Here is a 15,210-nt window from a genome sequence, read left to right on the forward strand (position 1 = left end):
ACCCCTATTCGGCCGCGCCCTTGATATCGGCAGGCGGGGGCGCGAACGCCGCCTCGAGCACATCGAACTCAAGTGGCAGCATGTCGCACAAAACCTGCACATGGGGAATGATGTTGGCGCCCACGATGAAGCCGAAATCGAGCTGGTCGCGATAGCTCTGCACGGTGATGTTGAGTGCGATCCCGTGGGTCGAGATCGAGACCGGGAAGATGTGCAGCAACTCGGCGCCGGCGGCATACAGCGTCTGCCGCGGCCCCGGTACGTTCGACACCGTGATGTTGGTCGCCGGCGGCAGCACGTTGGACAGGTCGGAGCGGCTGTACAGCAGCGCCATGACCTGCACCAGGATCGGCGTGCCCAGCATCGAGATGTTGGAGATCTGCGGCATCAAAGCGCGCAGGGGATGCGACATCTCCTTGGACTTGGTGGATTGGGCGATAATGGTTTCCAGCCGCTTTCTGGGGTCTTCGATGTCGGTGGCGATCGAGCAGATCATGCCGAACACCTGGTTGTTGGAGTCGGCGTTGCCCTCCTCGCGCAGCGAGATCGGGACGCCTGCCGTGAGCGATTTGTTCGGCAGCGCGCCCTGGCTGATCAGATAGCGTCGCACCACGCCGGAGGCGAGCGCGAGTACGACATCGTTGAGCTTGCCGCCGGACGCTTTCGCCAGCGCCTTGGCGCGCGACAACGAGATCGAGGTCCCCGCAAAACTGCGCTCCGACGAGATCGCCTTGTTGAGGATGGTCGGCGGCGAGGACATCGCCTGCAGGCTCTCGCGCGACCTCGGATCGGCGACCTTGGCGACGACGTCGGACAGGCTCTTCAACACGGTCGGCATGCTGCCGGCGAATTTCACCGCGCTCTCGATCTGGAACATGGCGTTGTCGAACAGGATCGAGCCGAGGTCGCTTTTGCCCGAGCGCGGCAGCTCAAGGCTCTTCTGCGCGGCAGAAGCCGCCTCGAACGGCTGGGTCCAGAGCTGCTGATAGGCGTCGATCAGATTGGCCGCGATGTCGCGCGGCTCCGGCGCCACCTTCTTCGCCGCCGGCGGATCGATCTCGCGCGGCACCGGCGTCAGGTCGTAGATCATGCTGGTCAGCGCAGCGCCCGCGCCGCCGTCGATGCAGGCATGGTGCATCTTGGAATAGAGCCCGATCTCGTTGTCCTTCATGCCCTCGAAGACGTAGAACTCCCAGAGCGGACGTGCGCGATTCAACAATTTCGCATGCATCCAGCCGACGATGCGTTCCAGCGTGGCGCGGTCGCGCGGCGCAGGCAGGCTGGCGCGGAAGATGTGGCGATCGATGTCGAACTGGTCGTCCTCGACCCAGGACGGATGGTCGATGTCGAGCGGCGCCTTCTGCAGGCGCGCTTTGAGGATCGGCGCAACGTGCAGCCGCGCCGCGATCATCGCCTTGAACTCCTCGAAGAAATCGCCCTGGTAGCCCTCGGGCAGACGGAAGATCGCCATGCTGCCGACATGCATCGGCATTTCCGGCGTTTCCAGATAGAGAAACGATGCGTCCAGCGAGGACAGCTTCTTGGCGTCGCTCATGATTTCCTCCCGAGAATCGACTGATGCGGGCGCCTTGGCGGCGCTTCTCGTCATTCAGTCAGGATAGTGCCTGCAGTCACGATAGTGCCTGCAGTCAGGATAGTGCCTGTTCCGCAGGCCCATAGGCAATGGCAAAGGGGCCGGACCGGTCAAAATGCCGGAACTCGCCCTCCGGCTGCGCCAGGCGGTCGGCGATCGCCCACAGCGCCGCCGGGTTGACGCCAAGCCCGACATGGCTGGCGAAATGCACCTCGATGTTCTCCGCGGTCGCCGAGGGCCGCACCTGGGTGGTACGCCAGTTCACGACGCCGTCGGTGCGGGAATAGATCGAGGTCGCGGGCACCGGCATGTCGCCGGCGATCGCCTCGCGGATCTCGGGAATGTTGTCCACGACTTCACCGGACAAGAGCTCGTAGAGCCGCGTCGCATTGGTGGCGCGGATGTCGCCGGCAAACGGACTGCCGAGCGTAATGACCCCGCGCACCAGCTCCGGCGTGTGCAACGCGAGATCGCGCGCATAGACGCCACCTAAGCTCCAGCCGATGATCGAGACCTTGCGGCCGCTGCCATCGTGGATTCGCCTCAGCAGATCGCGCAGCGCGGCCCGCCTGGAGGCGACACCGCCGAAATTGCGGCCCATGTTCCAGGCATGGGCGTCATAGCCGAGCTCTTTTAGATAGCGCCGCATCGGCGCCATCGACAGGTCACTCGCCAGAAAGCCCGGCAGCGCGAGCACCGGATGGCCGTCGCCCTTGGGCGCCTGCATCAGCAGCGGCGACAGCAGCAGGCTCGTATTGAATTCGAAGACACTGCGCGCCTCAGCCAGCATCAGGAACAGGCCCGGCGGGCGCAACCGGCGTTCGGTCACCTCGGCGCTCCCGTCCGCGGCAGCCACTATTTCTTGTCCTTCTTGCCGATGCCACCGAGGCCGGCCATCGTCACGAACATGTCCTGGAAGCGTTCGGCGATCTTCGGGTCGAAGGTGAACCAGCTCTGGATCAGGGCTTCGGGCGAGACCTTGTCGATGTTCGAGATCATCTGCTGCTGCAGCCTGTCCATGACCGCGGTTTGCATCGGCGCCACGTCCGGCAAACCGAAGAACTGTCGCGCTTCGAGCGGCGTACAATCTATCTCGACATTGACCTTCATGTCCGCCTCCTCAAATGCGCCTGACCCGCGTCAGTATCACCGCGACAGGGTGAGTCATGCAAGCGACCAACCTGCCCCTCGACCCAGTCAGCCTCAATCATCCGTTATGGTCAACCAAACCGCTCCGCCGGCCCGCGGTTCGGTGACCCGTCCGAGCGTCGGGCAATGTTGCTGATGACCGAATTCCGACCCCGGCACTCCGAAAGTTGAATGTCACGCGCTTGCGCCGACCGCGTATCCTCAAATCCTAGTCGTTGCGCTGCGGCCACGCAAACCGGTTAACCCTTTGGGAAATCGCGCTTGCGCGTCGGGCAAACTCTGGCAACATGGACAATAATACCGGCCGGACGCGTGTAACCGGCGGACAATAACGGGAACGGGGTCAGATGTCGGTACGTTGGAGTGTGTTTGCAGCGACAACAGTCGCGCTGGTCGCATGGGCGCTGCCGGCATCAGCCCAGACGTTACGCTACGCCAACCAGGGCGAGCTCAAATCGCTGGATCCCTACACGCTGAAGGAAACCACCACGATTGCGCACCACGCTCATGTCTACGAAGGCCTGACCGCGCGCGACAAGGACCTGAAGATCATCCCGGCGCTGGCGGAAAGCTGGGAGAATCTGAGCCCGACCAAATGGCGCTTTCATCTGCGCAAGGGCGTCAAATTCCACAATGGCGATCCCTTTACTGCCGACGACGTGCTGTTTTCCGCCGATCGCGTCCGCGCCAAAGGCTCCAACTTCCTCAGCAACGTCCCGGCCGACGCCAAGTTCACCAAGGTCGACGACTACACGGTTGACGTGACACTGGACTCGCCCAATCCCATCCTGACTTCGCAATGGGATAGCTGGTACATCATGGACAAGAAGTGGTGCGAGGACAACAACGCAGTCGCACCGACGCCGGCCTCCGCAACGACGCCGAGCTATGCGGCGCTGCATGAGAACGGCACCGGACCCTTCACGATCGAGAGCCATCAGCCCGGCGTGAAGACCGTGTTCAAGGTGTTTCCGGGCTATTGGCGCAAGCCCGAGCATAATCTCAAGGAGATTATCTTCACCTCGATCGGCTCCGACGCCACCCGCGTTGCCGCGTTGCTTTCTGGCGAGGTCGACGTCATCGAGCCGGTTCCGCTCCAGGACATCCAGCGCGTCAATTCAAGCGGCGTCGCCACCGTCATGACCGGGCCCGAAATCCGGACCATCTTCATCGGCATGGATATGGCGCGCGACGAGCTGCTGTATTCCAACGTCAAGGGCAAGAATCCGTTCAAGGACATCAAGGTCCGCGAAGCCTTCTACAAGGCGATCGACGTCGATCTGATCAAGACCCGGGTCATGCGCGGCATGTCGACGCCCTCGGCGCTGATGATCGCCCCCGAGCTCTATCCGCTATCGAAGGATTTCACCCGGCCAAAGCCCGATCCCGACGGCGCCAAGAAGCTGCTCGCCGAGGCCGGCTATCCCAACGGTTTCGAAGTCACCATGGACTGCCCGAACGACCGCTACGTCAACGACGCCGCGATCTGCCAGGCGGCCGTCGGCATGCTGGCCCGCATCGGCGTCAAGGTGAACCTGTTGGCGCAACCGAAGGCGCAGTATTTCGCCAAGGTGCTGAAGCCCGGCGGCTACCAGACCTCGTTCTTCATGCTGGGCTGGACGCCCGCGACGTCTGACTCGCATAACGTGCTGCACGACATCCTCGGCTGCCGAGACGATCCAAAGGATTCGACCAGAGGCGAGGCCAATCTCGGCGGCTACTGCAACAAGGAAGTCGACGCGCTCACCGACAAGATTCTGGTCGAGAGCGACACTGCCAAGCGCGACCAGTTGATCAAGCAGGCCTACGAAATCGTCATCAAGGATTACGGTTACATTCCGCTGCATCAGCAACCGCTGGTGTGGGGCGTATCGAAAAAGGTCAAACTGGTCCAGCGCGCCGATAACCAGGTCCTGCTCTACTGGGCGACCAAACAGGGTGAGTGAGTGACGCCAGCGAGTTCGGTCCCGGAAGCCCATGCTTCCGGGACTTGTCGTTTTCCGTCCGCGCAATGCCGCGCGTCGGGTCTGAACACAAGTCTGAAAAGCAGTGAAAGGTAGAGATGCTCGCTTTCACTCTTCGTCGCGCGCTTCAGGCCATCGGCGTGATGCTTGCCGTCGGCGTCATTGCGTTCGCGATGTTCCGCTTCGCCGGAGATCCGGTGAACCAGATGGTCTCGATCGACACCTCGGCTGCGGAACGCGCCTCGATCCGGCAATCGCTTGGCCTCGACGATCCCGTCCTCGTGCAGTTCGGCCACTACCTCATCAATGCGGCGCAGTTCAAGTTCGGCGTGTCCTATCAATTCCGCCTGCCGGTCTCCTCGCTGCTGGCCGAGCGCATGCCGGCGACGCTGGAGCTTGCGATCTGCGCGACGCTGTTCGCCATGGGGGCCGGCATCCTGATGGGGGTCTATTCGGCGCTCAGACGCGACACCATGCTGGCCAAATTATTCCAGGCCGTTTCGCTGATCGGCATTTCGCTGCCGACCTTCCTGATCGGCATCTTGCTGATCTACCTGTTTGCGGTGACGCTGGGCTGGCTGCCCTCCTTCGGCCGCGGCGAGGTGGTGAAACTCGGCTGGTGGACCACCGGGCTCCTCACCCTCTCCGGCCTGAAAGCGCTGATCATGCCATCGATCACGCTCGGATTGTTCCAGATGACCCTGATCATGCGGCTGGTTCGCGCCGAGATGCTGGAAGTGCTGCGCACCGACTACATCCGCTTCGCCCGCGCCCGCGGGCTGACCACCCGCGCGATCCATTTCGGCCACGCGCTGAAGAACACGCTGGTTCCCGTCATCACGGTCGCCGGGCTGCAGTTTGGCTCGGTTATTGCATTTTCGATCATCACCGAAACCGTGTTCCAGTGGCCGGGCATGGGGCTTCTCTTCGTGCAGGCGGTGCAGAATGTCGATATTCCGATCATGGCCGCGTATCTGTTGATGGTCTCGCTGATCTTCGTCACCATCAATCTCGTGGTCGATTTGCTCTACACGGTGGTCGATCCGCGCCTGCGCGCGACCGTCAGCCGCGCGTCCTAGGGCAAGAGGGTGAACCATGTCTGACGCGGTCGTTCCCCACCACGGCGAAGAGGACGCACCGGCCCGGCCCGGCGCCGGCAGGTTGCGCCGAGCGCTCGACAGCGACATCTTCTATTCGTTCCGCCGCTCCAAGCTGACCATGGCAGCCGCCGTTGCGACGCTGCTGTTTTTCCTGCTCGCGATCTTTGCGTCCTGGCTCTCGGTGCAGAACCCGTTCGATCCGGCGCAACTGCAACTGATGAACTCGCGGATCCCGCCACTGTGGACCGCCGACGGCGCGAGCCCGTTCCTGCTCGGCACCGACGAGCAAGGCCGCGACGTGCTCTCGGCGATCCTCTACGGCCTGCGCATCTCGCTTGCCGTCGGCGTGCTCGGCGTCATCGTCTCCGGCGCACTTGGCATCGTGCTCGGCCTGGTCGCCGGCTATTTCGGCGGCGCGATCGACAGCGTGATCATGCGCATCGCAGATGTGCAGCTCACCTTCCCCGCGATCCTGATCGCCCTTCTGGTCAACGGCATCGCCAAATCGCTGCTCGGCAACCGGCTGGACGAAACCAGTGTGCTCGGCGTGCTCGTGGTCGCGATCGGCCTCAGCTTCTGGGTGCAGTATGCCCGCACCGTGCGCGGCTCGGTCATGGTCGAGAAGAACAAGGACTATGTGGCAGCAGCGCAGTTGATCGGCCTGCCCGCGCCGACCATCATGCTGCGGCACGTGCTGCCGAACACCACCGGCCCGATCCTCGTCATCGCCACCATCAACCTCGCGCTCGCGATCATCACCGAGGCGACGCTGTCGTTCCTCGGTTCCGGGATGCCCGACACCATGCCCTCACTCGGCACCTTGATCCGGATCGGCAACAACTATCTGTTCGCGGGCGAATGGTGGATCGTCGCCTTTCCGGGCATTGCGCTCGCGAGCCTGATCCTGTCCATCAACCTGCTGGGCGACTGGCTGCGCGACGCGCTCAATCCAAAGCTCCGATGACCCAGCCCGTCCTCTCCGTCCGCGACCTCGAGGTGGAATTTGTCACCCGCCGCGCAACCTTGCGCGCGATCAACGGCGTGTCGTTCGATATCGCCAAGGGCGAAGTGCTCGGCGTGGTCGGAGAATCCGGCGCCGGCAAGTCGGTGACGGGCCTTGCCGTGATCGGGCTGATCGATCCTCCCGGCCGTATCTCTGCCGGCCAGATCGAGCTCTCGGGCATGCGGATCGACCATCTGCCGCCGGAAGAAATCCGCCGCATCCGGGGCAAGCGGATCGGCATGATCTTCCAGGATCCGCTGACCAGCCTCAATCCGCTGTACCGGGTCGGCGATCAGATCATTGAGACCATCCGCACCCACACCAATCTCGGCGAGACCGCGGCGCGCAAGCGCGCCATCGACCTGCTCGCCGAGGTCGGTATTTCCGCGCCGGAAAAGCGGATCGACGGCTACCCTCACCAATTCTCCGGCGGCATGCGCCAACGCGTTGTCATTGCGCTGGCGATCTGCGCCGAGCCCGAGCTGATCATCGCCGACGAGCCGACCACCGCGCTCGACGTCTCGGTGCAGGCGCAGATCATCGCGCTGATCAAGCGGCTCGGGCGCGACCATGGCACCGCCGTGATGCTGGTGACCCATGACATGGGTGTGATCGCCGAAACCTGCGATCGCGTCGCCGTGATGTATTCGGGCCGCATCGCCGAGATCGGCCCGGTGCAGGACGTGGTCCGCAATCCGCTGCATCCCTACGCCAAGGGCCTGATGGGCGCGATCCCGACGCTTGCGGGAGACGACAAGCGGTTGGTGCAGATTCCCGGATCGATGCCGCGGCTGTCGGCGATCCCGCCGGGTTGCCCGTTCAATCCGCGTTGCGCCTTTGTCTTTGACCGCTGCCGCGTCGAACGGCCCGAGCCGATCAGGCATGGCGCACAAGCCGTCGCCTGTCATCTGTTCGAACCCGCGAAGGCAACGGCGGCATGAGCGCGGCACTGATCGACGTCAAGAACCTGCGCCGCGTCTTCGACGTCTCGAAGCCGTGGCTCAACCGCGTGATCGAAGGCGGTCATCTCGAATTCCTGAAGGCGGTCGACGGTGTCACCTTCGACGTCAAACGCGGCGAGACCTTTGCGCTTGTCGGCGAGTCCGGCTCCGGCAAGACCACGGTCGCGCGCATGGTCGTCGGGCTGCTGCCGCCAAGTTCGGGCGAAGTCGTCATTGATGGCGTCTCCATGACCGACCCGCGGCAGGCACAGGCGCGCCGCCGCCTGCGCCGCCGCATCCAGATGATCTTCCAGGATCCCTATGCAAGCCTCAATCCGCGCTTCCGGGTCGACGCCATCGTTGCCGAGCCGATCCGCGCCTTTGCGCTGATCCAGGGCGAGCGCGATATCAAAGCGCGCGTCGGCGAATTGCTCTCGCTGGTCGGATTGCACCCCGACGACGGCCTGAAATTCCCGCACGAATTTTCCGGCGGCCAGCGCCAGCGCATCGCGATCGCCCGCGCGCTGGCTTCCGAGGCCGAGTTCATCGTCTGCGACGAGCCGACTTCGGCGCTCGATGTCTCGGTGCAGGCGCAGATCCTCAATCTGATGCGCGACCTGCAGGACAAGTTCGGCCTGACCTATCTCTTCATCAGCCACAACCTGGCCGTCGTCCGCCATATGGCGACCCGGATCGGCGTGATGTATCTCGGCCGCATCGTCGAGATCGCCGAAGGCCGCAAGCTGTTCGACGACCCGCAAATGCCCTACACGAAGATGCTGCTCGGCGCGGTTCCCGATCTTGCGATGTCCGGCCGCCAGCGCATTCCGGTCAAGGGCGAAATTCCGAACCCGATCGATCCGCCGCCGGGATGCGCTTTCAATCCGCGCTGCCCGCTGGCGTTCGATTTGTGCCGCGAGAGGGCGCCGGACCTGATCGATGGCGTGGCCTGTCACGCCGTCAACAACACGGCAGCATCCGTTCCGGCCTGATCACGCGGATGCGAGGTGCCATGTCCACCAGACGGTTGGCATCCCAGCCCGCCTGTGATCAAGTGCGCGCGCTAGGAAGCCCGGATAATCGACTGTCATGAGCAACATCAATCCCGATCCGTTCACCACCCGGCCTGAAATCGAAGGCACATTCGGTGTCGTCACCTCGACGCACTGGATCGCCACCGCGGTTGGCATGGGGATATTAGAGAAAGGCGGCAACGCCTTCGACGCCGGCGTCGCGGCCGCCTTCACGCTGCAGGTGGTCGAGCCGCATCTGAACGGCCCCGGCGGCGATGTTCCTGTGATCGTGCACGATATCAAGCGCGGCAAGACCGAGGTGATCTGCGGCCAGGGTCCGGCGCCGGCCAAGGCGACCATCGCGCATTACCGCAGTGAAGGCCTCGAGATGGTGCCCGGCACCGGCCTGCTCGCCGCCTGCGTGCCCGGCACATTCGAGACCTGGATGCTGCTGCTGCGCGACTACGGCACTGTGAGACTGCGCGACGTACTGGAACCGGCGATCATCTATGCGCGCGACGGCTATCCGCTGGTCGAGCGCGCCGCCGCCACCATCCAGACCGTCGAGCAGTTATTCCGGAAATACTGGACCACGTCGGCTGATGTCTATCTGCCTGATGGCGAGGTACCGAAGCCCGGCTCCATCTTCACCAACAAGAAACTTGCCGAGACCTACACCCGCATCCTCAACGAGGCCGAAAGCGCCGGCGGCGACCGCGTCGCGCAGATCGAGCGTGCGCGGCAGTCCTGGTCAAAGGGTTTCGTCGCCGAGGCGATCGACAAATTCTGCCGCACGCAGGAGGTCATGGACGTCTCGGGCTCGCCGCATCGCGGCGTGCTGACCGCCGATGACATGGCGCGCTGGCAGCCGACCATCGAGGCGCCGCTCACCTATGATTACGGCCGCTACACCGTGCAGAAAGCCGGTGTCTGGAGCCAGGGCCCGGTGATGCTGCAGCAGCTCGCACTGCTGAAAGGCTTTGACCTCGACGGGCTCGACCCTGTCGGTCCCGACTTCATCCATCTGCAGATCGAAGCCGCCAAGCTCGCCTATGCCGACCGCGAGACGTTCTACGGCGATCCCAAATTCACCGAGATCCCGATCCAGACGCTGCTGTCGGACGCCTATAATGACGAGCGCCGCAAGCTGATCTCAAAGGACAAGGCGTCGCTCGACTTCGTTCCCGGCTCGGTCCAGGGCTTCGGCGCCGTCGTCAAGCTGCGCCGCGCCGAAGGCCATCGCGAGGCGGTCGGCGCCATGGGGGCCGGCGAGCCGACGGTCGGCCGCTTCGGCGAGGTGCGCGGCGACACCGTACATTTCGACATCATCGACAAAGACGGCAACATGATCTCGGCGACGCCGTCCGGCGGCTGGCTGCAGTCCTCGCCGGTGATTCCAGAGCTCGGCTTCTGCCTCGGCAGCCGCGCGCAGATGTTCTGGCTGGAGGAAAACCACCCCGCTGCGCTCGCGCCCGGCAAGCGTCCGCGTACGACGCTGTCGCCGACCATGGCGCTTCGCGACGGCGAGCCGTATCTTTCATGGGGCTCGCCCGGCGGCGACCAGCAGGATCAGTGGATCACGCAATTCTTCCTGCGCCATGTCCACGCCAAGATGAACCTGCAGGAGGCGATCGACGCGCCGGCCTGGCACTCCGAGCATTTCCCGATCTCGTTCTGGCCGCGCACCGCGCGACCCCGCGTGCTGGTGCTGGAAAATCGCGTGCCGAAATCGACCATCGACGAATTGAAACGTCGCGGCCATGTCGTGGAGATTGGCCCGGATTGGTCCGAAGGCCGCCTCACCGCGGCCTCGAAAGTCGGCCCCCGCCGCCGCGCCGCCGCCAACCCGCGCGGCATGCAGGGCTACGCAGCGGGCCGCTAGAGACGAGATGATCGCCAGGGCATGATGACGTCGCATCGAACCTCAGAGCGAGCCGCAAACTCCACCTCGCCCCGCTTGCGGGGAGAGGTCGGATCGCATCGAAGATGCGATCCGGGTGAGGGGGAGTCTCGGCGAACTCGATTTTTATCGTCTTCGCCGAACCAGCCCCTCACCCCACCCTCTCCCCGCGAAGAGCGGGGAGAGGGTGAAGAGACGTGAGATGACCTGGTCGATCATCGCCCGCGACAGCGCTACCGGCCAGTTCGGCATCGCCGTCGCGACGCGGTTCTTCGCGGTCGGCGCGCGCGTGCCCTACATCGCGGCCGGCATCGGCGCGATCGCGACCCAGGCGATGGTCAATCCCTATTACGGCATCGACGGCATCGCACTGCTGCGCGACGGCACCAGCCCACATGACGTCATCGCCACGCTGCTCGCCGCAGATAGCGGCCGCGAGAGCCGGCAGGTGCATGTCATGGACACCAAGGGCCGCATGTCAGCACATTCCGGCAAGGACTGCGTCGACTGGTTCGGCAACATCTCGGGCGATGGTTTTTCGATCGCCGGCAACATGCTGGTTGGTCCCGCGGTGCTCGACGACACCGCAAAAGCTTATGCCGCCAGTGAAACGCTGCCGTTCGCGCAACGGCTGATCAAGGCGATGCTCGCCGGCGAGGCCGCCGGCGGCGACAAGCGCGGCAAGCAATCGGCGGCGCTTTTGATCCACGGCGCGGAGGAATGGTCCGATCTCGATCTGCGCGTCGACGACCACACGGATCCCTTGCGCGAACTGGAGCGGCTGGAGGCGGTCAGCCGTGAGCGCTGGGTGCATTTCCGCAAGTTCATGCCGACCCGCGACAATCCCGCCGGGATCACCGACCGCGCGATCATTGACGCCACCATCGACGCCGCAACGAAGAGCCAAGGATGACGGCGGGCCCGCTGATCGAGATCGAGGGCCTGCGCGTCATCTTCCACGGCGACGATGGCCGCACCACGCATGCCGTCGACCAGGTCGACCTCAGCGTCGCCAAGGGCGCAACGCTCGGTCTGGTCGGCGAATCCGGCTGCGGCAAGAGCGTGACCTCGCTCGCGATCATGGGGCTGCTGCCGAAGCAATCCGCTGATGTTTCCGGCGCGATCCGCTTCGACGGCTTCGATCTGCTCGACGTGCCGGATCAGACGCTGCGCGATTTGCGCGGCAATCGGCTGGCGATGATCTTTCAGGAACCGATGACCTCGCTCAATCCGAGCTTCACGATCGGCGACCAGATCGTCGAAACCATTTTGCGTCACCGCGGCGGCTCGCGGCGCAGCGCCCGCGAGCGCGCCATCGAGCTGCTCCGCCGTGTCCACATCCCCTCGCCCGACAAGCGCATCGACGACTATCCGCACAGACTGTCCGGCGGCATGCGCCAGCGCGTGATGATTGCGATGGCGCTGGCCTGTGATCCGCAGCTTCTGATCGCGGACGAACCGACCACCGCGCTCGACGTCACCCTGCAGGCGCAGATCCTCGATCTGATGCGCGAGCTGAAGGACGCCAGCAATGCTGCGATCATCCTGATCACCCACGACCTCGGCGTCGTCGCCGAAGTCTGCGACGAGGTCGCGGTGATGTATGCCGGCGAGATCGTCGAACGCGCAGCCGTGGACGAGCTGTTCGCCAATCCGCAGCATCCCTATACGGTCGGCCTGCTCGGCTCGATCCCGCGGCTCGACCGCCGCACCTCGCATCTTGCCACCATCGAGGGCATGGTGCCGAACATGGCGAACCCGCCCGCAGGCTGCCGCTTCGCCGCACGCTGCCCCTTCGTTGAAGACAGCTGCACGAAGGCGCCGCCGCCGCTGGCGATTCTGAGCGCAACCCACGCCTCCCGCTGCATCAGGGCGCCGCTGGAACGGCTGGTGTCATGACCGCGCTGCTCGAGGTCGACGGCCTGGTCAAGCATTTCGTCGCCGCGCGCTCGGTGTTCGGCCGGCCGACCGCTCACGTGAAGGCGGTCGACGGTGTCAGCTTCACGGTGGACGCCGGCAAGACGCTGGCGTTGGTCGGCGAATCCGGCTGCGGCAAATCCACCGTCAGCCGGCTGGCGCTGCGGCTGATCGAGCCGGATGCCGGTACTATCAGCTTCGACGGCCGCGATCTCGGCACGCTCAATGCCGCGCAGTTGCGCGCCTTCCGCCGCGATGCGCAGATCATCTTCCAGGACCCCTACGCCTCGCTCAATCCACGCATGACGGTGAGCCAGATCCTGACCGAGCCGCTGGCGCTGCACGAACTGGTACCGCCCGCACGGCGCCGCGAACGGGTCGAGGAGCTACTGCGTCTGGTCGGGCTCGAGCCGCGCTTTGCGCGGCGCTACCCGCACGAATTCTCCGGCGGCCAGCGCCAGCGCATCGCGATTGCCCGCGCGCTCGCGGTCGAGCCGAAGCTGATCATCTGCGACGAGCCGGTGTCGGCGCTCGACGTCTCGATCCGCTCGCAGATCCTCAATTTGCTGCGCGACCTGCAGGATCGACTAAAGCTCGCCTACATCTTCGTCTCGCACGATCTTGCGGTGGTCAAACACATCGCCGACCGCGTCGCGGTAATGAACCTCGGCACCATCGTCGAGACCGCAGACGCCGAGGCGCTATTCGCCGCGCCGCGCCATCCTTACAGCCGCGCGCTGCTGTCGGCGATCCCGGTGCCTAAACCGAAGGCGAAACGCAGCCGCATTGTGCTGCAGGGAGACATGCCGAGCGCGCTCGATCCGCCCTCCGGCTGCCGCTTCCACACCCGTTGCCCCTATACGATCGCGCGCTGCCGCGCCGAGGTGCCGCAGCTCGACCAAGATGGCACCGGACATGCAACGGCCTGTCACCGGACCGCGGAGCTGCCGCCGGCCGATACGATCGTTCCGTCGGATGGCGGCTTCTCGCCGGTGCTGGAAAAATTGGTCGCGGCCTTCAGCGCGCCTGCGGAAGGGGCCGGACGTTCCGAGGTTGGAACAGTCGGGACATAGGCCGGCGCGTGAAATTGGGGAGAGCAGTGCGATGAAGATGTTTCTGAAGGTGGTGACCGCCGTGGTGCTGGCGCTCGGCGCCAGCGTCCTAAGCCAAGCTCAGGCCCAGACCACTCTGCGTATCGGTCTTGCTGAGGACCCCGATATACTCGATCCGACGGTCGCCCGCACCTATGTCGGCCGCATCGTGTTCGCCGCCTTCTGCGACAAGCTGTTCGACATCGACGCGAAGCTCAACATCGTGCCGCAGCTCGCGCTCTCGCACGAGACCTCGGCCGACGGCAAGGAAGTGACGATCAAGCTCCGCCCCGGCGTCAAGTTTCAGGATGGCGAGCCGTTCGACGCGGAAGCTGCGAAATTCTCGCTGGAGCGCCACATGACGCTGGCGACCTCGTTCCGCAAGTCCGAGCTTGCCAGCGTAGATCACGTCGAGGTCGTCGATCCGCTCACCATCAAGCTGGTGCTGAAGACCCCGTTCTCGCCCTTGATCTCACAGCTCACCGACCGCGCCGGCATGATGGTATCGCCGAAGGCGGCAAAGGAGGAAGGCGACAAGTTCGGCCTGCATCCGGTCTGCGCCGGGCCGTACAAATTCGTCGAACGGGTGCAGCAGGACCGCATCGTGTTCGAGAAGTTCGCCGACTATTGGAACAAGGACAACGTCTTCATCGACCGCATCGTCTACCTGCCGATCGTCGACGCCACCGTGCGGCTCGCCAATTTGAAATCCGGCGGACTCGACCTGATCGAGCGCGTGCTGGCGACCGACATCAAGACGGTGCGCGCCGATTCCAATCTCACATTGTCGACAGCACTCGAGCTCGGGTACTGGGGCCTGTCGATCAACATCGCCAACGACAAGGCCAAGGGGCCGCTCAGCCAATCGGAGAAGGTGCGTCAGGCGCTCGATCTCTCGATCGACCGGCAGGCGATCAACGAGGTCGTGTTCAACGGCGAGTTCACGCCCGGCAACCAGTGGGTCAGCCCGCAACATCCCTACTACCAGTCGGCATTCCCGATCCGGCCGCGCGACGTCGCCAAGGCCAAGGCGCTGTTGAAGGAGGTCGGCGTCACGCCGCCGGTGTCAGTCGATTACATGGTGACCAAGGGGGCCGAGAACGAGGCGGTCGCGCAAGTCATCCAGTCGATGGCAGCCGAAGCCGGCTTTGACCTGAAGATCCGCGTGATCGAGTTTGCCACCTCGTTCAAGCAGGCCCAGGCAGGCGAGTTCCAGGTCTTCCAGATTCCGTGGAGCGGACGGATCGATCCCGACGGCAACTCCTACGTCTTCCTGCACAGCAAGGCGCCGCAGAACGACGGCGGCTATTCCAATCCGGAGGCCGACAAGGCGATGGAGGACGCCCGCCTCGTCACCGATCCGGCGCAACGCAAGGCGATCTATGAAAAGCTGACCAAGATCGTTCTGAACGACGAACCGCTGATTTACATCATGCACCGCAAGATCCTGATCGCCCACACCAAGAAGCTCGAAGGCTACGCGCAGATGCCTGATGGCATCGTGCGCGTTATCGGACTGAAGCTGAAGTGATTGCATT

Annotated in this window: 13 protein-coding genes; 10 read left to right on the forward strand and 3 right to left on the reverse strand. The window is 64.2% G+C overall.

Annotated elements, in window-relative coordinates:
* Positions 1-4: 4 nt before the first annotated feature.
* From ACP2YO_RS32080 to ACP2YO_RS32090, 3 genes are all read right to left on the reverse strand, one after another.
* Positions 5-1,555: a WS/DGAT/MGAT family O-acyltransferase gene (locus ACP2YO_RS32080; protein ID WP_426435141.1), complete on the reverse strand. Its 1,551-nt coding sequence runs from the start codon at positions 1,553-1,555 to the stop codon at positions 5-7.
* A 94-nt stretch (positions 1,556-1,649) separates the two neighbouring features.
* On the reverse strand, positions 1,650-2,384 hold the full coding sequence (locus ACP2YO_RS32085) for an esterase/lipase family protein (protein ID WP_426443364.1): 735 nt from the start codon (positions 2,382-2,384) through the stop codon (positions 1,650-1,652).
* Positions 2,385-2,449: 65 nt separating this feature from the next.
* On the reverse strand, positions 2,450-2,704 hold the full coding sequence (locus ACP2YO_RS32090; protein WP_426435142.1) for a DUF6489 family protein: 255 nt from the start codon (positions 2,702-2,704) through the stop codon (positions 2,450-2,452).
* Positions 2,705-3,090: 386 nt separating this feature from the next.
* On the opposite strand from ACP2YO_RS32090, the gene ACP2YO_RS32095 reads away from it, so the two are divergent.
* From ACP2YO_RS32095 to ACP2YO_RS32140, 10 genes are all read left to right on the forward strand, one after another.
* On the forward strand, positions 3,091-4,689 hold the full coding sequence (locus tag ACP2YO_RS32095; RefSeq protein WP_426435143.1) for an ABC transporter substrate-binding protein: 1,599 nt from the start codon (positions 3,091-3,093) through the stop codon (positions 4,687-4,689).
* A gap of 116 nt (positions 4,690-4,805) precedes the next feature.
* Positions 4,806-5,786 carry an ABC transporter permease gene (locus ACP2YO_RS32100; protein WP_426435144.1) on the forward strand — a complete coding sequence of 327 codons (981 nt, stop codon included), beginning with the start codon at positions 4,806-4,808 and terminating at the stop codon, positions 5,784-5,786.
* Positions 5,787-5,802: 16 nt separating this feature from the next.
* On the forward strand, positions 5,803-6,771 hold the full coding sequence (locus tag ACP2YO_RS32105; protein WP_426435145.1) for an ABC transporter permease: 969 nt from the start codon (positions 5,803-5,805) through the stop codon (positions 6,769-6,771).
* Positions 6,768-7,751, forward strand: a complete 984-nt coding sequence (locus ACP2YO_RS32110; RefSeq protein WP_426435146.1) for an ABC transporter ATP-binding protein — start codon at positions 6,768-6,770, stop codon at positions 7,749-7,751. The genes ACP2YO_RS32105 and ACP2YO_RS32110 overlap by 4 nt, the downstream gene beginning before the upstream one ends.
* Positions 7,748-8,743, forward strand: a complete 996-nt coding sequence (locus ACP2YO_RS32115) for an ABC transporter ATP-binding protein (RefSeq protein ID WP_426435147.1) — start codon at positions 7,748-7,750, stop codon at positions 8,741-8,743. The genes ACP2YO_RS32110 and ACP2YO_RS32115 overlap by 4 nt, the downstream gene beginning before the upstream one ends.
* Before the next feature lie 97 nt (positions 8,744-8,840).
* A complete protein-coding gene (locus tag ACP2YO_RS32120) occupies positions 8,841-10,646 on the forward strand; it encodes a gamma-glutamyltransferase family protein (protein ID WP_426435148.1) in 1,806 nt (601 codons plus the stop codon).
* A 220-nt stretch (positions 10,647-10,866) separates the two neighbouring features.
* Complete coding sequence (locus ACP2YO_RS32125; protein ID WP_426435149.1) at positions 10,867-11,577, forward strand: DUF1028 domain-containing protein; 711 nt, start codon at positions 10,867-10,869, stop codon at positions 11,575-11,577.
* Positions 11,574-12,563 (forward strand): ABC transporter ATP-binding protein, encoded by a 990-nt coding sequence (locus tag ACP2YO_RS32130; protein WP_426435150.1) that lies wholly within the window; start codon positions 11,574-11,576, stop codon positions 12,561-12,563. Before ACP2YO_RS32125 ends, ACP2YO_RS32130 begins: the two co-directional genes overlap by 4 nt.
* Positions 12,560-13,654 carry an ABC transporter ATP-binding protein gene (locus tag ACP2YO_RS32135; protein ID WP_426435151.1) on the forward strand — a complete coding sequence of 365 codons (1,095 nt, stop codon included), beginning with the start codon at positions 12,560-12,562 and terminating at the stop codon, positions 13,652-13,654. The genes ACP2YO_RS32130 and ACP2YO_RS32135 overlap by 4 nt, the downstream gene beginning before the upstream one ends.
* Positions 13,655-13,691: 37 nt before the next feature.
* Positions 13,692-15,203, forward strand: coding sequence for an ABC transporter substrate-binding protein (locus ACP2YO_RS32140; RefSeq protein ID WP_426443365.1), 1,512 nt, complete (start codon positions 13,692-13,694; stop codon positions 15,201-15,203).
* Positions 15,204-15,210: the final 7 nt, after the last annotated feature.

It is taken from the genome of Bradyrhizobium genosp. P, from assembly GCF_049949265.1.
In the GTDB taxonomy this organism is placed as follows: Bacteria; Pseudomonadota; Alphaproteobacteria; order Rhizobiales; family Xanthobacteraceae; genus Bradyrhizobium.